The organism is Streptomyces sp. MUSC 14 (assembly GCF_001866675.1).
Classification (GTDB): Bacteria; Actinomycetota; Actinomycetes; order Streptomycetales; family Streptomycetaceae; genus Streptomyces.
Window position 1 is genome coordinate 98,501 of the sequence record NZ_MLYN01000050.1, and the last position, 18,528, is coordinate 117,028.

The 18,528-nt window shown below is 71.3% G+C and carries 13 protein-coding genes and 2 pseudogenes; 5 read left to right on the forward strand and 10 right to left on the reverse strand.

Going from position 1 to position 18,528, the window contains the following annotated elements; genetic code table 11:
- Positions 1-9: 9 nt before the first annotated feature.
- A complete protein-coding gene (locus BIV25_RS30560; RefSeq protein ID WP_071375694.1) occupies positions 10-2,436 on the reverse strand; it encodes an ATP/GTP-binding protein in 2,427 nt (808 codons plus the stop codon).
- 299 nt (positions 2,437-2,735) lie between these two features.
- Between BIV25_RS30560 and gabT the strand changes: the two genes are divergently transcribed.
- Positions 2,736-4,070: a 4-aminobutyrate--2-oxoglutarate transaminase gene (gabT, locus tag BIV25_RS30565; protein ID WP_071375695.1), complete on the forward strand. Its 1,335-nt coding sequence runs from the start codon at positions 2,736-2,738 to the stop codon at positions 4,068-4,070.
- Positions 4,071-4,455: 385 nt separating this feature from the next.
- A pseudogene (locus BIV25_RS54615) lies at positions 4,456-5,121 on the forward strand (phosphatase PAP2 family protein); the annotation flags it as partial.
- Here the strand turns inward: BIV25_RS54615 and BIV25_RS30575 are convergent.
- From BIV25_RS30575 to BIV25_RS30610, 8 genes are all read right to left on the reverse strand, one after another.
- Positions 5,063-6,868 carry a chitinase gene (locus BIV25_RS30575; protein ID WP_071375696.1) on the reverse strand — a complete coding sequence of 602 codons (1,806 nt, stop codon included), beginning with the start codon at positions 6,866-6,868 and terminating at the stop codon, positions 5,063-5,065. The pseudogene BIV25_RS54615 and the gene BIV25_RS30575 overlap by 59 nt on opposite strands.
- An 83-nt stretch (positions 6,869-6,951) precedes the next feature.
- Positions 6,952-7,428, reverse strand: a complete 477-nt coding sequence (locus BIV25_RS30580) for a hypothetical protein (protein WP_071375697.1) — start codon at positions 7,426-7,428, stop codon at positions 6,952-6,954.
- A gap of 129 nt (positions 7,429-7,557) precedes the next feature.
- On the reverse strand, positions 7,558-8,988 hold the full coding sequence (locus tag BIV25_RS30585) for an FAD-binding oxidoreductase (protein WP_071375698.1): 1,431 nt from the start codon (positions 8,986-8,988) through the stop codon (positions 7,558-7,560).
- A 21-nt stretch (positions 8,989-9,009) separates the two neighbouring features.
- On the reverse strand, positions 9,010-9,810 hold the full coding sequence (locus tag BIV25_RS30590; protein ID WP_071375699.1) for an ABC transporter permease: 801 nt from the start codon (positions 9,808-9,810) through the stop codon (positions 9,010-9,012).
- Entirely contained in the window at positions 9,811-10,749 is a 939-nt protein-coding gene (locus BIV25_RS30595) for an ABC transporter permease (protein WP_071375700.1), read from the reverse strand. It lies immediately after the preceding gene.
- Positions 10,749-11,918, reverse strand: coding sequence for an ABC transporter ATP-binding protein (locus BIV25_RS30600; protein ID WP_071375738.1), 1,170 nt, complete (start codon positions 11,916-11,918; stop codon positions 10,749-10,751). Before BIV25_RS30600 ends, BIV25_RS30595 begins: the two co-directional genes overlap by 1 nt.
- Positions 11,919-11,926: 8 nt before the next feature.
- Positions 11,927-13,135, reverse strand: a complete 1,209-nt coding sequence (locus BIV25_RS30605; protein ID WP_071375701.1) for a PotD/PotF family extracellular solute-binding protein — start codon at positions 13,133-13,135, stop codon at positions 11,927-11,929.
- A 274-nt stretch (positions 13,136-13,409) separates the two neighbouring features.
- Positions 13,410-14,945, reverse strand: a complete 1,536-nt coding sequence (locus tag BIV25_RS30610; RefSeq protein ID WP_071375702.1) for a gamma-aminobutyraldehyde dehydrogenase — start codon at positions 14,943-14,945, stop codon at positions 13,410-13,412.
- Positions 14,946-15,156: 211 nt separating this feature from the next.
- Between BIV25_RS30610 and BIV25_RS30615 the strand changes: the two genes are divergently transcribed.
- Positions 15,157-15,708 (forward strand): NADAR family protein, encoded by a 552-nt coding sequence (locus BIV25_RS30615; protein ID WP_079176985.1) that lies wholly within the window; start codon positions 15,157-15,159, stop codon positions 15,706-15,708.
- Between the two features lie 47 nt (positions 15,709-15,755).
- On the opposite strand, the gene BIV25_RS54100 is transcribed toward BIV25_RS30615, so the two are convergent.
- Positions 15,756-16,529, reverse strand: a complete 774-nt coding sequence (locus tag BIV25_RS54100) for a DUF4190 domain-containing protein (protein WP_177235474.1) — start codon at positions 16,527-16,529, stop codon at positions 15,756-15,758.
- Positions 16,530-16,622: 93 nt separating this feature from the next.
- Here BIV25_RS54100 and BIV25_RS30625 point away from each other — a divergent pair.
- Positions 16,623-17,799, forward strand: a pseudogene (locus BIV25_RS30625) (adenosine deaminase).
- Positions 17,800-17,836: 37 nt separating this feature from the next.
- Positions 17,837-18,526 carry a glycerophosphodiester phosphodiesterase gene (locus BIV25_RS30630; RefSeq protein WP_071375740.1) on the forward strand — a complete coding sequence of 230 codons (690 nt, stop codon included), beginning with the start codon at positions 17,837-17,839 and terminating at the stop codon, positions 18,524-18,526.
- The last annotated feature ends 2 nt before the right edge of the window (positions 18,527-18,528 follow it).

The following is an 18,528-nucleotide window of genomic DNA, read 5'->3' on the forward strand; positions in this document are numbered from 1 at the left end:
GCCGCCCCCTCATCCCCGCAGATCCACGAGCAGCGGCGGCGCGTGCTCCCCTCGCACACTGGTCAACGACAACACCGCATGCCCCGCCGGCACCGCGTGCGCCAACTCCGAAGCGGACCACCGCTCCCGCTCGACCTGCCGGACAGTGACGGCCTCGGTCGTCACCGCCTTGCCGGTGATCAGCTTGCGCAGGGCGTGGATCGCGCGCGTCATCGGCTGGTTCGCGAAGACGGTGTGCTGGGCCACGTCCCGCGTCTCCACCCACTCGGTGCCCCAGGCGTCCGCGAACCTGCCCCCGTCCCATGTGGCCACCCCGGAGAACGCCATCCGGCAGCCGACGGCCGCGTAGAGCGGTCCGTGCAGCGCCTCGGGGACGTCGCCGACGGTGCGCAGGGCGAGCACGACGCCCGCGTTGCGCGAGCGCAGCCGCGGGATGCGACGCAGGGAATCGGTCGTCACCGCGCCGGTGGCGTCGTCCAGGACGAGGCAGGCGAAGTGGGTGCGCTCACCCGCCAGCGCGACGGCGCCGAACTGGGCCAGCACCAGCCGGGTGACGATCCGTCCCGCCTCTTCGTGCCCGCGCTCGGGCAGGTCGATACGGACCCGCAGCGGATGGTGGGCGACGGCGCGCAGCGAGAACGGCCGGGTACCGGCGCCCTCCGCGCCGAAGAACTCGGCGAACACCGGGCGGTCCAGCACGGCGAGCCGGTCCGCCAGGATCGGGCCGGGGTCGCCGGCGCTGCCCGACTGCCGGGCGCGCGCCTCGAGTTCGCGGCGCATCGCGCCGTGCTCGTCGCCGGCCAGTGCCGCCCGCAGCGCCGCCAGGGCCGACGGCTCCCCTTCCAGCAGTTCACGCAGCACGGGCAGGGCCGGAAATCGGCCGTGGGCCGCCCGGTAGGGGCCGAGGAGCTGGGCGAGCGCGGTGACCGCCCGCTGCCCGCTCACCGTGTCCAGATCACCGACGAGCCCCTCGGCCAGGAAGGCGGCCGCCTCGTCGGGATCCTCGGACTCGGCGTACGGGTCGAGGTCGTGGACGGACACGGGGTCACCGAGGCGTACGACGACGTCGTGGGCGGAGTCGGGGCCGAGCGGGGTGCCGGCCGCGCAGACGGTGACGACGGCGCACTGTCCGGTGAGTGCCTGCAGCCCGAGCGACTCGACGACGGGCTGGATCAGATGGCGGGTCTTGCCCGCGCCGGAGGGTCCGACGGCCAGCAGCGAGGTGCCGAGGGTGTCCGGCGCGAGTGCGGCCCCCGCGCCGCCGTATCCGCGCGGGGTGCGCTCTCCCGCGACCCACTGCCCGACGCGCACCTGTCCGGCCAGCAGATCGTGGCGGCCGGTACGGCCGGGCAGGTCGCGGTGGCCCGACGGATGGGTCCACGCCGCGGCGCCCTCGCGCAGGACGGTGTCGGAGAAGGACGAGACCCGGGCGCGGGCACGGGCCACGGTCCACATGTGGCCGACCCGCGCGCAGTCCACGTCGTTCATCCGGCCGGCGGCCACCTCGGCAGCGAGCAGGTCCGCCGCCCGGTGCTGACCGCCCTCGCGCAGCTCGGGCCACTGCGACGGCCGCCGGTCGACGACCGCCGGTACGGTCTGGCCCGCCTTCGCCCGCCCGCGCGCGGCGAGCGCCTCCCGGGCGAGGGACGACCAGCCGCCGAGCCGGGCGAACGGCCACAGCACCAGCACGGTGACGAGCGTGTACAGCCCGTCCGTGAGCCACTCCGAGGCGAACACGCTGTAGTCGCCGGTGATCAGGACGATGAGCGAGAACAGCGGATCCAGCACGGGGAGGGGGTCCCAGCCGAGACCGAACCAGGTCGGGAAGACGAAGGCCAGCGCGATCAGCGCGCCGAGCGCGGCGAGCAGAGCACGGGCGGGCTGCGCACGGCGGCCGACGACGTGCCGGATGACGTCGCCCCAGCTGCCCAGGCGTGCCATGGCGTAGACGAGGATCGCGAAGACCACGCCGTCGGCGACCGTGAGGGCTTCGGCGCCCTTGAAGTTCTTGGGGGAGGTGGTGCCGCCCCACCACCAGCCGTCGGGGGTGAGCAGCTTGAGGACGGTCCACTGATAAGGGAGGCTGCCGTGCCGCCACAGCGACCACAGCAGCAGCCCGGCCGCCAGGGGCACGGCGAAGCCGACGACGGTGACGGGGGCCAGCCGCTGGGCGGGGCGGGCGGCCTTGGGCGGGCGGTAGCCGTAACGCCAGATGCCGGGCTCGACGGCCGGTCGCGGCTGGTCGAGCCACTCGGCGACGGGCGCGCGGCCCGGCGCACCGTGGGGGGCGTGCGAGGGCGGGGCGGTGCGGGGCGGCGGCACGTCGGGCGCCCGGGACGGCCGGGGTGGCACGTCCGCTCCCTCCAACGGCCCAGCCGGGTGTGGTACCGGACGGGTATGCGTGCCGCGTGCGTCGCGTGTGCCGTCGCTGTCCATCGCCCTTGCCCCCTGACCAGCCGTTCCCTCCACCATCAGCGAGTCAATCTAACGCCCCCGCAGGGGGAGTTCACCGTTTACGGGGCGGACGGGGCCGGGCGGCCGGGCGGAATCCGGGCGAACGGCTATGTCCAACGCGGACAAGGAACCTCGCCGACAACGCCCACATGGAGCATGCCCACCCCCCGCTCCCGGCCCTAGCCTGCGAAGAAAGACATGTAAGCGGCCGAAAACGCACGGCCCCGGACCGTTCGGGACGCCGGACACCACGCCCGTACGCAAGATCATCAGGAGCCCTCATGACCGCACTTCCGCAGGAGCGCCGCGTCGTCACCGCCATCCCCGGCCCGAAGTCGCAGGAGTTGCAGGCCCGCCGCACCGCCGTGGTCGCGCAGGGCGTGGGCTCCACGCTGCCGGTCTTCGTCACCCGCGCCGGCGGCGGCGTCATCGAGGACGTCGACGGCAACAGCCTCATCGACTTCGGGTCCGGCATCGCCGTGACCAGCGTCGGCGCCTCCGCCGAGGCCGTCGTACGGCGCGCCTCCGCCCAGCTCGCCGACTTCACCCACACCTGTTTCATGGTCACCCCGTACGAGGGCTACGTGGCGGTCGCCGAGGCGCTGGCCGAGCTGACCCCGGGCGACCACGCCAAGAAGTCCGCGCTGTTCAACTCCGGCGCCGAGGCCGTCGAGAACGCCGTCAAGATCGCGCGGGCGTACACCAAGCGGCAGGCCGTCGTGGTGTTCGACCACGGGTATCACGGGCGCACCAACCTCACGATGGCGCTCACCGCCAAGAACATGCCGTACAAGCACGGCTTCGGGCCGTTCGCGCCCGAGGTGTACCGGGTCCCGGTGGCGTACGGCTACCGCTGGCCGACCGGGCCGGAGAACGCCGGTCCCGAGGCCGCCAAGCAGGCCATCGACCAGATGAGCAAGCAGGTCGGTGCGGACAACATCGCCGCGATCATCATCGAGCCGGTCCTCGGCGAGGGCGGATTCATCGAGCCGGCCAAGGGCTTCCTGCCGGAGATCGTGAAGTTCGCCAACGAGAACGGGATCGTCTTCGTCGCCGACGAGATCCAGAGCGGTTTCTGCCGGACCGGGCAGTGGTTCGCGTGTGAGGACGAGGGGATCGTTCCCGACCTCATCACCACCGCCAAGGGCATCGCGGGCGGGCTTCCGCTCGCCGCCGTGACCGGCCGCGCCGAGATCATGGACGCCGCGCACGCCGGCGGACTCGGCGGTACGTACGGCGGCAACCCCGTCGCCTGCGCGGGTGCGCTCGGTGCCATCGAGACCATGAAGGAGCTGGACCTCAACGCCAGGGCCAAGCGCATCGAGGAGGTCATGAAGGGGCGCCTCTCGGCCATGGCCGAGAAGTTCGACGTCATCGGCGATGTGCGTGGGCGCGGTGCGATGATCGCGATCGAGCTGGTCAAGGACCGGGCCACCAAGGAGCCGAACCCGGAGGCCACCGCGGCGCTCGCCAAGGCCTGCCACGCCGAGGGCCTGCTGGTCCTGACCTGCGGCACCTACGGCAACGTGCTGCGCTTCCTGCCCCCGCTGGTCATCGGCGAGGACCTGCTCAACGAGGGCCTCGACATCATCGAGCAGGCCTTCGCCCGCATCTGAGCCACCGGTGCGCGCACTGCTGACGTGACGTACGACAGGCCGTGTGAAGAACGTGTGCGAGGTGGATGACGGGACGCCGTTCCGTCTGCCCAAGCGCGTCCGCCTGCCGTAGGTTCTAGGCAGATGAGAGATACACCCCGTCCACAGGGGACTGTGGGCGATTTCAGGCCGGGGCTTCCCCAGCTTCGACCTGGTCGTGCCCTCGCGCACACATCCGGCGCCTGACGGCTCCGGGATCTCCTCACCGATCGGACGGTCGCCGCCCCAAACCCCCCGGGGCGCGCGACGTTCCGGTCCGGACGGCCGCCTCGGAACCACCCCCCCTGTTCCGGGGCGGCCGACCTCCTTCTCCGCGCCGCACGCCCCGTCTGCGAAGCTTGGCGCCGTGTCGACCGTCGTCCGCCGTGCCCCGCACGCCCCGCTCTTGGTTCTCCCGGCCGTGCTCTTCGCCCTGCTCACCTGGCAGGTCGTGGCGCACGGCCCCCTGCTGCGCCTGGACGCCCGGGTCAGCCGGGCCCTCGTCCGTCCGGACACGTTCTCCGAGGTCCTCTCCGACCTCGGCAACGTCCAGGTCGCCGTGCCGGTGCTGGTGATCGCCCTCGCCCACGTGCTGTGGCGGGGCCGGCGTGCCGGTGCCGCGCGCTGGTGGCTGCCGCCCGCCGCCGCGGCCGTCCTCATGGCGCTGCTCCCGGCGGTCGTCGTGCCGCTGAAGGACTGGACCGCACGGCCGGGGACCCCCGTGATGCCCCCGGCCGTCGGCTATTTCCCCTCCGGACACACGGCCACGGCGGCCGTCGCGTACGGCTCCGCGACCCTGCTCCTGCTGCCCTGGCTGCGTTCCACGGCCGCCCGCCGCACCCTGGTCGCCCTCGGTGCGGCGCTGATCCTCGGCGTGTCGTACGGCCTGGTCCGGCACGGGTACCACTGGCCGCTGGACGTGGTGGCCAGCTGGTGTCTGTGCACCGTGCTGCTGACCGCCCTCAGCCTGGTCATCAGCCGAAGTACGCGTCGAAGTTCTTCTGGAACTCCCAGTTCGCGTACCGGTCCCAGTTCACCGACCACGTCATCAGACCGCGCAGCGCGGGCCAGGTCCCGTGGGTCTGGTACGAGCCGCAGTCCGTCTTCTTCGTCAGACAGTCCAGGGTCTTCGTGACCTCGGCGGGCGCCACGTAGCCGTTGCCCGCCTCGGTCGAGGCCGGCATGCCGATCGCCACCTGGTCCGGGCGCAGCGGCGGGAAGACGTTGTTCGGGTCGCCCGCGACCGGGAAGCCGGTGAGCAGCATGTCGGTCATGGCGATGTGGAAGTCGGCGCCGCCCATGGAGTGGTACTGGTTGTCCAGGCCCATGATCGGGCCCGAGTTGTAGTCCTGGACGTGCAGCAGCGTGAGGTCGTCGCGCAGGGCGTAGATCACCGGGAGGTACGCCCCGCAGCGCGGGTCCTGGCCGCCCCACTTGCCGGTGCCGTAGTACTGGTAGCCGTTCTGCACGAAGAAGGTCTCGGGGGCCATGGTCAGGACGAACTTCGGGCCGTACTCGGCCTTCAGGGTCTTCAGGGCCGAGATCAGGTTCACGATCACGGGTGTCGTGGGGTTCTTGAAGTCGGTGTCGTTCGTGTCCAGGGACAGCGAGTGGCCCTCGAAGTCGATGTCGAGGCCGTCCAGGCCCCAGGTGTCGATGATGTCCGAGACCGACGAGACGAAGGCGTCGCGGGCCGCCGTGGTGGTCAGCTGGACCTGGCCGTTCTGGCCGCCGATCGAGATCAGCACCTTCTTGCCGGCCGCCTGCTTGGCCTTGATCGCCGCCTTGAAGTCGGCGTCGGACTCGGCGTTCGGGCAGTCGGTGACCGGGCAGCGGGTGAAGTGGATGTCCCCGGAGGTGGGCGAGCTGGGTTCGCCGAAGGCCAGGTCGATGACGTCCCAGCTGTCGGGGACGTCGGCGAGGCGGGTGTACCCGGAGCCGTTGGCGAAGCTGGAGTGGAGGTAGCCGACGAGGGCGTGCGTCGGCAGGTCCGCCGAGCCGCCGCCACCGCCGCCGTCCGTGCCGGTCGTCGTCGTCACGGCCGCCGACTTCGCGGACTCTCCCGCGTCGTTGCTCGCCGTGACCTGGAAGCTGTACGCCGTCGACGCCGAGAGCCCGGTGACGGTGGCCGAAGTACCGGTCACCGTCTGGGACTTCACGCCGTCGCGGTAGACCGTGTAGCTCGTGGCGCCGGTGACGGCCGGCCAGGACAGGGCGACGGAGGACGCGGTGACGGATCCGGCCGTCAGGCCCGCGGGGGCGGCGGGCGGCTGTCCGGTTCCGGTGCCGCCGGGACCGATGAGGGAGATGTCGTCGGCGTCGTAGGCGCCGGTGCCGTACCAGCCGTGGGTGTAGACGGTGACCTTGGTGGTCGTGGCGCCGGTGGTGAAGGTGGTGCTCAGCTTCTGCCAGTCGGGGGCGGACTGGGTCCAGGCGGAGACGTCGGTGGTGCCGGTGCCGCTCGCGCCGAGGTAGACGTAGGAGCCGCGGACGTAACCGGACAGCGTGTACGTCGAGTTCGGCTGGACGGTCACCGTCTGCGCGCACTGGGCGTCGTCGTTGCCGGCCGGGGTCGCCTGGAGTGCCGAACTTCCGCTGTGCACGGGTGAGTCGACCGTCGTGCCGGCCGTGCAGGTCCAGCCGGTGAGGCCGGACTCGAAGCCGCCGTTCGTCAGGGCCTCCGCGTCGGCCGCGCGGGCGGCCGACGAGAGCGCGGTGATGCCGGCTGCGGCCAGGGCCGTAGCCGCGAGGAGGGCGACCAGGGGTCTGGAGCGGTCCACAGATGCCTCCGGGCGAGGGGGAGTTGGAGGGTGGAGCGCCCTCAATTTGGTCCAGACCAATCCTCGTGTCAAGATGCGCGGCGCTACCCGTCCCCGCACCCTCCCTCATCCCGTCCCCCGCCCCCGGCGAGCCCGGCCACCGCCTCGTGCATCGCCAGTTCCAGCAGCGCGGGGTCGGTCAGCGTGCCCGAGCCGTCCGGCGGCACCAGCCAGCGCACCCCCCTGGCCGTGCGACCCGGGTGCGGTACGACGATCCAGGTGCCGGGGCCGGCGGTGCGGATGCCGGTGCCGACCCAGCGGGCCGCGGTGCCCGGCGCCACGAAGAAGCCGACCCGGTCGTCGCCGAAGTCGGCGAGGACCGGGCCGGGCCGGTCGAGGATGCGGGTGAGCACGTCCAGGGTCGGGTGGCCGAGGACGCCGGGCAGGATCAGTACGTCCCAGGCCTTGCCGGCGGGCAGCAGTGCGACCCCGAGGGGGTTGCGTTCCCATTCCCAGCGGCAGGTGCCGGGATCCGGTGCGACGGATGCCAGCCATTCGACGGCCGTCTTCGCCCCAGTCATCAAGAAGGCCTCCCTGCTCTTCCTGTCGACGCGGTCGCGTCAGCAGGAGAGAGGGAGGCCGCCTCGGGGCATTACGCGGGTTCCGCGCACCCAATGGAGTGACCTGTGTCACATCTGACGGAGAAGGTGTCAGCTGTCGAAACCCAGCCCCAGCCGGTCCATCGTCCGCAGCCACAGGTTGCGCCGGCCGCCGTGCGCGTCCGCGCGGGCCAGGGACCACTTGGTGAGGGCGATGCCGGTCCAGGCGAACGGCTCCGGCGGGAACGGCAGCGGCTTCTTGCGGACCATCTCCAGCTCCGTCCGCTCGGTACGCTCCCCGTCCAGCAGGTCCAGCATCACGTCCGCGCCGAACCGGGTGGCGCCGACGCCGAGCCCGGTGTACCCCGCCGCGTACGCCACCCTGCCCTCGTGCGCGGTGCCGAAGAACGCCGAGAAGCGCGAGCAGGTGTCGATCGCGCCGCCCCAGGCGTGGGTGAAGCGGACGCCCTCCAGCTGCGGGAAGCAGGTGAAGAAGTGGCCCGCGAGCTTGGCGTAGGTCTCCGGCCGGTCGTCGTACTCCGCGCGCACCCGGCCGCCGTAGTGGTGGACCGCGTCGTAACCGCCCCACAGGATGCGGTTGTCGGCGGACAGCCGGAAGTAGTGGAACTGGTTGGCGCTGTCGCCGAGCCCCTGCCGGTTCTTCCAGCCGATCTCCGAGAGCTGCCCGGCGGTCAGCGGCTCGGTCATCAGCGCGTAGTCGTAGACCGGGACGGTGTAGGAGCGCACGCGGCGCAGCAGGCTCGGGAAGATGTTCGTGCCGAGCGCGACCCGGCGGGCCCGGACCTGGCCGTACGGGGTGCGTACGGCCATGCCGCCGCCGTAGCCCTTCAGGGTCAGCGCGGGCGTGTGCTCGTACACCCGCACGCCCAGCTCGACGCAGGCCTTCTTCAGGCCCCAGGCCAGCTTCGCGGGGTGCAGCATGGCCACGCCCCTGCGGTCCCACAGGCCTGCCTCGAAGGTGGGCGAGTGCACCTGTTCGCGCACGGCGTCGGCGTCCAGGAACTCGATGCCGTCCGCGAGGCCCTTCTCCGCCAGTTCCCGGTGCCAGTCCTTCAGTTCCCGGGCCTGGTAGGTCTCGGTGGCGACGTCGATCTCACCGGTGCGCTCGAAGTCGCAGTCGATGCCGTGCCGGGCGAGCGCGGCCTCGATCCCGTCGAGGTTGCGCCGGCCCAGCTCCTCCAGTTTCCCGATCTCGTCGGGCCAGCGGGTCAGGCCGTTGGGCAGGCCGTGGGTGAGGGAGGCGGCGCAGAAGCCGCCGTTGCGGCCGGAGGCGGCCCAGCCCACCTCGCGGCCTTCCAGGAGCACCACATCGCGCTGCGGGTCGCGCTCCTTGGCGTTGAGCGCGGTCCACAGCCCGCTGTATCCGCCGCCCACGACCAGCAGGTCGCAGGTGTCGGTGCCCGTGAGGGCGGGCTCGGCGTGCGGCTTTCCAGGGTCTTCCAGCCAGTACGGGACCGGCTGGGCTTCGGACAGAGAGGCGATCCAGTTGTCTTTGCCACGGCTCATGGCGCTTGGGGCCATGATTTCAACTCCCTACAGGGCCTATGCGTTGTGCTTGTTGCGGCGGTTGGTGACGACCATCGAGAACAGCGTGATGAGGACGGCGACGAGGAACATGGCCGTGCCGATCACGTTGATCTGGACCGGAGTTCCGCGCTGTGCCGAACCCCAGACGAACATCGGGAAGGTGACGGTCGAGCCGGCGTTGAAGTTGGTGATGATGAAATCGTCGAAGGAGAGCGCGAAGGACAGCAGCGCGCCCGCGGCGATTCCGGGTGCCGCGATGGGCAGGGTGACCCGCAGGAAGGTCTGCACGGGACCGGCGTACAGGTCACGGGCGGCCTCCTCCAGCCGCGGGTCCATCGACATCACGCGCGCCTTGACCGCGGTGACGACGAAGCTCAGGCAGAACATGATGTGGGCGATGAGGATGGTGTAGAAGCCGAGCTGCGCGCCCATGTTGAGGAACAGGGTGAGCAGCGAGGCGGCCATGACGACCTCGGGCATCGCCATCGGCAGGAAGATCAGCGAGTTGACGGCGCCGCGTGCGCGGAAGCGGTAGCGGACCAGCGCGAACGCGATCATCGTGCCGAGGACCGTGGCGCCGATCGTCGCCCACACGGCGATCTGGAGACTGATGGACAGCGAGCCGCACATGTCGGCGACGCCGCACGGCTGCTTCCAGGCGTCCAGCGAGAACTGCTGCCATGCGTAGTTGAAGCGCCCCTTCGGCTTGTTGAAGGAGAACACCGTCACGACGACGTTGGGCAGCAGCAGATAGGCGAGCGTCAGCAGTCCCGCGATGACGACGAGACGGCGCTTGAGCCAGTTGACGAGGGGCATTTAGACCAGATCCTCCGTCCCGGCCCGGCGGATGTAGATCGTGACCATGGCCAGGATGGCGGCCATGAGGATGAAGGAGAGGGCCGCGGCCGTCGGGTAGTCCAGAATGCGCAGGAACTGCGTCTGGATCACATTTCCGATCATGCGCGTGTCGGTGGAGCCGAGCAACTCGGAGTTGACGTAGTCACCGGCCGCCGGGATGAAGGTCAGCAACGTGCCGGAGACCACGCCCGGCATCGACAGCGGGAAGGTCACCTTGCGGAAGGTGGTCCACGGCTTGGCGTACAGGTCGCCGGCCGCCTCGTGCAGCCGTCCGTCGATCCGCTCCAGCGAGGTGTAGAGCGGCAGGATCATGAACGGCAGGAAGTTGTACGTCAGTCCGCACACCACGGCGAGCGGGGTGGCCAGCACCCGGTCGCCGGCCGTCCAGCCGAGCCAGTTGGTGAGGTCCAGGACGTGCAGCGAGTTCAGCGTGTGCACGACCGGGCCGTTGTCGGCGAGGATCGTCTTCCAGGCCAGCGTGCGGATCAGGAAGCTGGTGAAGAACGGCGCGATCACCAGGATCATGATCAGGTTCCGCCAGCGGCCCGCGCGGAAGGCGATCAGGTAGGCCAGCGGGTAGCCGAGCAGCAGGCATCCGACGGTCGCGGCGGCCGCGTAGAGGACGGACCGCAGGAACTGCGGCCAGTACTGGCTGAACGCGTCCCAGTAGGTCGCGAAGTGCCACGTGACCTTGTAGCCGTTCTCCAGCGAGCCCTGCTGCACGGAGGTGGAGGCCTGGTAGACCATCGGCAGCGCGAAGAAGACGACCAGCCACAGCAGGCCGGGCAGCAGCAGCCAGTAGGGCGTGAACCGGCCGCGCCTGCGCGGGGCCTTGGCCCCGGGTTCGGCCGCGGCGGACAGAGGCGGGGGCGCCTCGGTTTCGGTGAGGGTCGACATCAGGCGGCCGCCTCTTCCTCGGTGCCCGCGGAGCCCACCGTCCCGGCAAGCAGGGACTGGGCGGCGTCCAGGCCGAAGGTGTGCGCCGGGCTCCAGTGCAGCACGACGTCGGCGCCGGGTACGAGGCGGCCGTCGCGCTCGACGTTCTGGACGTAGACCGCGAGTTCGTCGCAGACCGGGCTGTCGATCACGTACTGGGTCGAGACGCCGATGAAGCTGGCGTCGGCGATCCTGCCGGTGAGGCGGTTGCGGCCCTCGGGTATCCCGCCCGCGTCGTCGGCGTGCGTGAGCGAGATCTTCTCGGGGCGGATGCCGACCAGTACCTTGCCGCCGGCCTTCGCGGGCGCCGAACACCGCGCCTTCGGCAGGACGAGCCTGCCGCCGCCCGACGTGAGGACGATGTCGTCGCCGTTCTCCGTGTCGACCTCGGCCTCGATGAGGTTGGAGGTGCCGAGGAAGTTCGCGACGAAGGTGGTGTCCGGGTTCTCGTACAGGTCGGTGGGCGAGCCGAGCTGCTCGACGCGCCCCGCGTTCATCACGGCGACCGTGTCGGCCATGGTCATGGCCTCCTCCTGGTCGTGCGTGACGTGTACGAAGGTGATGCCGACCTCGGTCTGGATGCGCTTGAGCTCCAGCTGCATCTGGCGGCGCAGCTTGAGGTCGAGGGCGCCGAGAGGCTCGTCGAGCAGGAGCACCTTGGGGTGGTTGATCAGCGCGCGGGCGACGGCGACGCGCTGCTGCTGGCCGCCGGAGAGCTGGTGCGGCTTCTTGCGCGCCTGCTCGCCGAGCTGGACCAGGTCCAGCATGTCCTCGACCTGCTTCTTCACGCTCTTGATGCCGCGGCGGCGCAGCCCGAAGGCGACGTTCTCGAAGATGTCGAGGTGCGGGAAGAGGGCGTACGACTGGAAGACCGTGTTCACCGGCCGCTTGTACGGCGGCAGGTGGGTCACTTCCTGGTCGCCGAGGTGGACGGCGCCCGTCGTGGGCTCCTCCAGGCCGGCGATCATGCGCAGGGTGGTGGTCTTGCCGCAGCCGGACGCACCGAGCAGGGCGAAGAAGGAGCCCTGCGGGATGGTCAGGTCGAGCGGGTGCACGGCGGTGAAGCCGTTGTCGTACGTCTTGCTGATACCGGAGAGGCGGACGTCGCCGCTGTTGTCTGGTGTCGTCATCGTCGTCGTCACGCCCCTGTGAGCTTCGAGAACTTCTGCTGGTAGGCCGTCTCTTCCTGCTGCGTCAGAGCGCGGAAGGCATGGCCCTTGGCCTGCATGGCCTTGTCGGGAATGATCAGCGGATTCTTCGCCGCCGAAGCGTCGATTTTCGCAAGGTAGGGCGCCACCCCGGCGACGGGGCTCACGTAGTTGATGTAGGCGGCCAGCTCGGCGGCGGGCTCGGGCTGGTAGTAGTAGTCGATGAGCCGCTCGGCGTTCGCCTTGTGGCGCGCCCGGTTGGGGATGAGCAGGTTGTCCGTCGACGTCATGTAGCCGCTGTCGGGGATGACGTAGCCGACGTCCGGGCTGTCCGCCTGGAGCTGGACGATGTCACCGCCCCAGGCGAGGCAGGCGGCGAAGTCGCCCTTGGTGAGGTCGGACGTGTAGTCGTTGCCGGTGAAGCGGCGGATCTGGCCCTTGTCGACGGCCTTCTGGAGGCGGGCGATCACCGCGTCGTAGTCGTCGCCGGTGAACTTCGCCGGGTCCTTGCCCATGTCGAGCATGGTCATGCCGATGGTGTCGCGCATCTCCGTCAGGAAGCCGACGCGGCCCTTGAGCCTGGGGTTGTCGAGCAGGTCGGAGACCGACTTCACCTCGATGCCGTCGAGCGCCTTCTTGTTGTAGGCGATGACGGTCGAGATGCCCTGCCAGGGGTACGAGTAGGCGCGGCCCGGGTCCCAGTCGGGGGCCCGGAACTGGTCCGACAGGTTGGCGAAGGCGTGCGGCAGGTTGGACGGGTCCAGTTTCTGGACGTACCCGAGCCGGATCATGCGGGCGGCCAGCCAGTCGGTGAGCACGATGAGGTCGCGGCCGGTGTCCTGGCCGGCGGCCAGCTCGGGCTGGATCTTGCCGAAGAACTCGTCGTTGTCGTTGATGTCCTCGGTGTAGGTGACCTTGATGCCGGTCTGCCGGGCGAAGTGGTCGAGCGTGGGGTGGCTCTTGCCCTTGGCGTCCACGTCGATGTACTCGGGCCAGTTGGAGAAGTTGACGATCTTCTCCGTGGCCGAGTGGTCGTCGGCGGAGACCCCGCCCTGGTTCTTGGTCGCCGCGGGGATCCCGCAGGCGCTCAGCGCCCCGAGTCCGCCGACCGCGAGCGCGCCGCCCGCCGAGGCGCGCAGCAGCGACCGGCGGGTCGGGGCCGCGACGGGGGCCGGGCGGTGCGGCTCGTAGTGCTCCATGCGCGTGGTGCCTTTCGGGAGGTGCCCTGGGGGAGGGAGGTGCCCTGGCAGGAGGTGCCCTGGGAGGGGAAGGCCGGCCCGGTCGGTGGCCGGGCGGGTGCTAGGGGGTGTCGTTGGGATCAGGTCGGCCGTGAGGAACGGCGCCTGCCGGCTGACCCGAGCGGGGTCTGGTGCGTGCAGCCGCAGGGCCGAGGAGGGAGTCGACGCGATGGGGGTCCCCCCTGGGGGAGCGCGTGCCAGGGCCCGCGACGCCGGCGTGATCCAACGACACCCCCTAGCGGTCCCCGAAGACGGTGCGGTGCCAGTCCTTCCCGGCCACCGCGGTATTGTCGAACATTACGTGCTTGACCTGCGTGTATTCCTCGAATGAGTACACCGACATGTCCTTGCCGAACCCGGACGCCTTGTAGCCGCCGTGCGGCATCTCGCTGATGATCGGGATGTGGTCGTTGATCCACACACAGCCCGCCTTGATCTCGCGGGTGGCGCGATTGGCCCGGTAGACGTTGCCGGTCCACGCGGAGGCGGCCAGGCCGTACGGAGTGTCGTTGGCCAGCCGGAGCCCCTCCTCGTCACTGTCGAAGGGCAGGACGACCAGGACCGGGCCGAAGATCTCGGACTGGACGATCTCGCTGTCCTGGGCGGCGTCGGCGACCAGCGTCGGCCGGTAGTAGGCGCCGTCCGCCAGCTCACCCTTCGGTACCTCGCCGCCGGTCACCACGCGCGCGTAGGCACGCGCCCGGTCCACGAAACCGGCCACCCGGTCCCGCTGGACGTGCGAGATGAGCGGCCCGAGATCGGTGCCGGGCGCGAAGGGATCCCCCAGCCGCACGGTCTCCATCAGCGCGGCGGTCCGCTCCACGAACGCCTCGTACAGCGGTCGCTGCACGTACGCGCGCGTGGCGGCCGTGCAGTCCTGGCCGGTGTTGATGAGCGCGCCGGCGACAGCACCGTGGGCGGCGGCCTCCAGGTCGGCGTCGTCGAACACCACGAAGGGGGCCTTGCCGCCCAGCTCCAGGTGCAGGCGCTTGACGGTCGCGGTGGCGACCTCGGCGACGCGCTTGCCGACGGCGGTGGACCCGGTGAACGAGGTCATGGCGACGTCGGGATGGCCGACGAGGTGCTCCCCCGCCTCCCGCCCGGTCCCGGTGACGATGTTGATCACGCCGTCGGGAAGGCCGGCGTCCGTGGCGGCCTGGGCGAACAGCAGCGAGGTGAGCGGGGTCAGCTCGGCGGGCTTCAGCACGATCGTGTTGCCCGCGGCGATCGCCGGGAGGATCTTCCAGGCGGCCATCTGGAGGGGGTAGTTCCAGGGGGCGATGGACCCGACGACACCGATGGGTTCCCGGCGGACGTACGAGGTGTGGTCACCGGAGTACTCGCCGGCGGACTGACCGGCCAGGTGCCGGGCGGCGCCCGCGAAGAAGGCGGTGTTGTCGATGGTGCCCGGCACGTCGAACTCGCGCGTGAGCTTCAGCGGTTTGCCGCACTGGAGGGACTCCGCGCGGGCGAGGTCCTCCGCCCGGTCGGCGAGCACGGCGGCGAAGCGGTGCAGCGCGTCCGAGCGCTCTCCCGGAGTGGCCGAGGACCAGCCCGGGAACGCGGCGCGGGCGGCGGCCACGGCCGCGTCGACGTCAGCGGCGCCGGCCAGCTCATAGGTGTACACCTCCTCGCCGGTCGCGGGGTCGACCACGGCGTGGGTGCGGCCCGAGGTGCCCTTCGTCGGACGGCCCGCGATGAACTGCGCACCCTCGGCGAACCGGTCCTGTGCGGGAAATCGTTCCGGGGTGGCGGTGCCCGGGTTGTGCATGTCGCTCTCCTCCGCCGTGTGCCCCGTCCCCGGGGGGGTGGGTGGCGTAGCTCCAGCTCGATTTGAGTGCCGATCCTGACAGAGCAAGTGGACTCCAACAAGTGATTCCGTTGTTGCCTTTTGGTTACGCGACGGAATCTGTCGACCAGGTGTCGAGTCGGGACAGAAAAGGACGGACGGAGTGTCAGTGGTGCGTGCCACACTCGCGTGCATGGGGAAGATCGACGGGCTGGAAGCCCTGATCAGCGAGGTCCGGTCCGGGACCCGGGTGAAGTACCTGCACTTCTGGGGGCACCGGCCGACGAAGGACGGCAGCGTCGGCGCGAGCTGTCTGAGCCAGTGGTGGCCGTCACCGTTCGTGGTCGACGGTGTCGAATTCGCGACGGCCGAGCACTGGATGATGGCGGGCAAGGCGCGGCTCTTCGAGGACGCGGAGGCGGAGCGCAGGATCCTCGCCGCCGGGCATCCCTCCGAGGCGAAGAAGGCCGGTCGGCTGGTCCGGGGCTTCGACGAGGCGATATGGGAGCGGGAGCGGTTCCGGATCGTGGTCGAGGGCAGCGTGCACAAGTTCGCGTCCGACGACGCGCTCCGCGCCTTCCTGCTCGGGACCGCCGACCGGGTGCTGGTGGAGGCGAGTCCGGTGGACCGGGTGTGGGGAATCGGCCTCGCGGCGACGGACGAGGCGGCAATGGACCCGCGGCGGTGGAAGGGCCCGAATCTGCTCGGGTTCGCGCTGATGGCGGCGCGGGAGAGGCTGGCGTAGATCTCCGCCGGCCCGCGCGCCGCTCGGGCCGGCTCCGCTCGGGCCGCTCAGTTGATCAGGGCGATGACGACCGCCCAGAACCCCACCACCAGCACGATGCCCACCGATCCGCAGATGAGCCCGGCCAGGGCCATGCCGGGGTTCGTCGCCTCGCCCCGCTTCGCCTTGCCCCGGCCGATCGCGCCGAAGATGATCCCGAGGATGCCCAGCACCAGGGCGATCGGCCACAGCAGGAAGCCGACCGCGGCCAGGATGCCGCAGACCAGGGCGGCCGTGCCCAGGCCGTTGCTGGGGGCCGGCTGCATGCCGGGCCAGCCGTAGGGGTTCGCGGCCGGGTAGGCGCCGGGGTCGCCGTACGCCGGCGGCGTGGGCGGGTAGTACGGCAGCTGCCCGGGACCGTCGGGCGCGATGGGCGGCGGGGGCACCGGCTCGGCCGCCGGGTACTGCCCGACGGGCGGGGCGTACGGGTACGCGGGGGCGGCCGGGGCTCCGCACGGATTCGCGGACGGCGGCGTGGCCGTCGGCGGGGCGTACGGGTCGGCCGGGGCCGCGAAGGGGTTCGAGGCGGGCGCGGCGGCGGAGACCGGCGGGGCCCAGGGCGCGGACACGGCGTCGGTGGGCAGCGAGACCACCGTCTGCTGCTCATGGACCGAGCCGAACGAGCCGGCACCGGGAGCGGGGGCCTGCGGAGCCACCGGCACCGCCCGGTCGCCCGCGGGCTGCTCCCCCGCGGTCTTGTTCAGCGACACCCGGGACGGCTCCGGCCGCTCGCCGGCCGGCTGCTGCTCCGGTGGCGTGAACCGCGGCACCTCGTCGGACATCGTGAACGCAACCCCCTCAACTGGATGTGTTCATGCTACGGGCCACCCCGGACAGCGGCGCGAGCCGGGGCCTACGATGATCCCGCGCAACCGATCAGCCGATCACCGCGCCCGCACCAGGGACCGGTTCCGCGGGCCCCGTCCCACGGCCTCCGTCCCGAACCCCGTTCCGCGGGCGCCCGTTTCCGGGGAGGACCCCTTGACCGACCACAGCTCCGCACCCGCCACCGGCACCGCCGACCGCGATCTGCGGACCTTCATCGCCGGCCTCCCCAAGGCCGAGCTGCACGTCCACCACGTCGGCTCCGCCTCCCCCCGCATCGTCTCGGAGCTGGCCGCCCGGCACACCGACTCCAAGGTGCCGGCCGACCCCGAGGCCCTGGCCGAGTACTTCACCTTCACCGACTTCGCGCACTTCATCGAGGTGTACCTGTCGGTGGTGGACCTGATCCGCACCCCCGAGGACGTCCGGCTGCTGACCTACGAGGTGGCCCGTGACCTGGCCCGCCAGCAGGTGCGGTACGCCGAGCTGACCATCACGCCGTTCTCCTCCACCCGGCGCGGCATCGACGAGCTGGCCTTCATGGCGGCCATCGAGGACGCCCGCAAGGCGGCCGAGTCCGAGTTCGGGACCGTGCTGCGCTGGTGCTTCGACATTCCCGGTGAGGCCGGGCTGGAGTCCGCCGAGGAGACCGCCCGGCTGGCCACCGACGACCGGATCCGGCCGGAGGGCCTGGTGTCGTTCGGGCTCGGCGGGCCCGAGATCGGCGTACCCCGGCCGCAGTTCAAGCCGTACTTCGACCGGGCCGTCGCCGCCGGTCTGCACTCCGTGCCGCACGCCGGGGAGACGACCGGCCCGCAGACGGTGTGGGACGCGCTGACCGAGCTGCGCGCCGAGCGCATCGGGCACGGCACCAGCTCCGCGCAGGACCCGAAGCTGCTCGCGCACCTCGCCGAGCACCGGATCCCGCTGGAGGTGTGCCCGACCTCCAACATCGCCACCCGCGCGGTGCGCACCCTGGACGAGCACCCGGTCAAGGAGTTCGCGAAGGCCGGGGTGCTGGTCACGATCAACTCCGACGACCCGCCGATGTTCGGCACCGACCTCAACAACGAGTACGCGGTGGCCGCCCGTCTGCTCGACCTGGACGAGCGGGGCCTCGCCGGGCTCGCGAAGAACGCGGTGGAGGCCTCCTTCCTGGACGCGGCGGGCAAGGCGCGGATCGCGGCGGAGATCGACACGTACACCGCCGCCTGGCTGACCCGCTGACCCCGTCCGTCCGGCCGCGCCCGCCACAATGGGGGTCATGCAGACCGTGACCGCCGTGGCCCACCGCGGCGACCCCTACCGCTTCCGCGAGAACACGACCGACTCGCTGCGTTCCGCGCTCGACCAGGGCGCGGACGCGGTCGAGATCGACGTACGGCTCAGCCGTGACGGTGTCCCCGTGCTGCTGCACGACGAGACGCTGAAACGGCTGTGGGAGGTCGACCGGCCGCTCGCCGCACTGTCCGCCGAGGAGGTGCGCGGGCTCACGGCGGGCGGCGTGCCGACGCTCGCGGAGGCACTGGCCGCGACCAGTGACGCCCGGGTGATGGTGGACCTGTGCGGCCGGGTGGAGCGGCGCATGGTGGACCGGGTCATGGACGTGGTCCGGCAGAGCGGGGCCGGGGACCGTGTCTACTACTGCGCGCACGCCGAGGCCATGCTCGCCGTGCGCGCCGCCGACCCGGCCGCCGAGATCGCCCTGACCTGGACGACGCTCGCCCCGCCCCGCCCCGCACTGCTCGCCACGATCAGGCCGCGCTGGCTCAACTACCGTTTCTCACTGGTGAGTCGGGACCTGGCCGCCCGTGTCCACCACGACGGCTACCTCGTCTCCGTCTGGACCCCGGACACCCGCCGCGCGATGAACCGGCTGCTGGACCTGGGCGTCGACTCGATCACCACGAACCGCGTCGACGTCCTGCACACCCTGCGCGGCGGCACCCCCTAGAC

Bases quoted from the DNA above. Each gene is read 5' to 3' on its own strand.
- BIV25_RS30560 (WP_071375694.1), bottom strand. From the start codon at position 2,436: ATGGACAGCGACGGCACACGCGACGCACGCGGCACGCATACCCGTCCG.
- gabT (WP_071375695.1), top strand. From the start codon at position 2,736: ATGACCGCACTTCCGCAGGAGCGCCGCGTCGTCACCGCCATCCCCGGC.
- BIV25_RS30580 (WP_071375697.1), bottom strand. From the start codon at position 7,428: ATGACTGGGGCGAAGACGGCCGTCGAATGGCTGGCATCCGTCGCACCG.
- BIV25_RS30585 (WP_071375698.1), bottom strand. From the start codon at position 8,988: ATGGCCCCAAGCGCCATGAGCCGTGGCAAAGACAACTGGATCGCCTCT.
- BIV25_RS30590 (WP_071375699.1), bottom strand. From the start codon at position 9,810: ATGCCCCTCGTCAACTGGCTCAAGCGCCGTCTCGTCGTCATCGCGGGA.
- BIV25_RS30595 (WP_071375700.1), bottom strand. From the start codon at position 10,749: ATGTCGACCCTCACCGAAACCGAGGCGCCCCCGCCTCTGTCCGCCGCG.
- BIV25_RS30600 (WP_071375738.1), bottom strand. From the start codon at position 11,918: ATGACGACACCAGACAACAGCGGCGACGTCCGCCTCTCCGGTATCAGC.
- BIV25_RS30605 (WP_071375701.1), bottom strand. From the start codon at position 13,135: ATGGAGCACTACGAGCCGCACCGCCCGGCCCCCGTCGCGGCCCCGACC.
- BIV25_RS30610 (WP_071375702.1), bottom strand. From the start codon at position 14,945: ATGCACAACCCGGGCACCGCCACCCCGGAACGATTTCCCGCACAGGAC.
- BIV25_RS30615 (WP_079176985.1), top strand. From the start codon at position 15,157: ATGGGGAAGATCGACGGGCTGGAAGCCCTGATCAGCGAGGTCCGGTCC.
- BIV25_RS54100 (WP_177235474.1), bottom strand. From the start codon at position 16,529: ATGTCCGACGAGGTGCCGCGGTTCACGCCACCGGAGCAGCAGCCGGCC.
- BIV25_RS30630 (WP_071375740.1), top strand. From the start codon at position 17,837: ATGCAGACCGTGACCGCCGTGGCCCACCGCGGCGACCCCTACCGCTTC.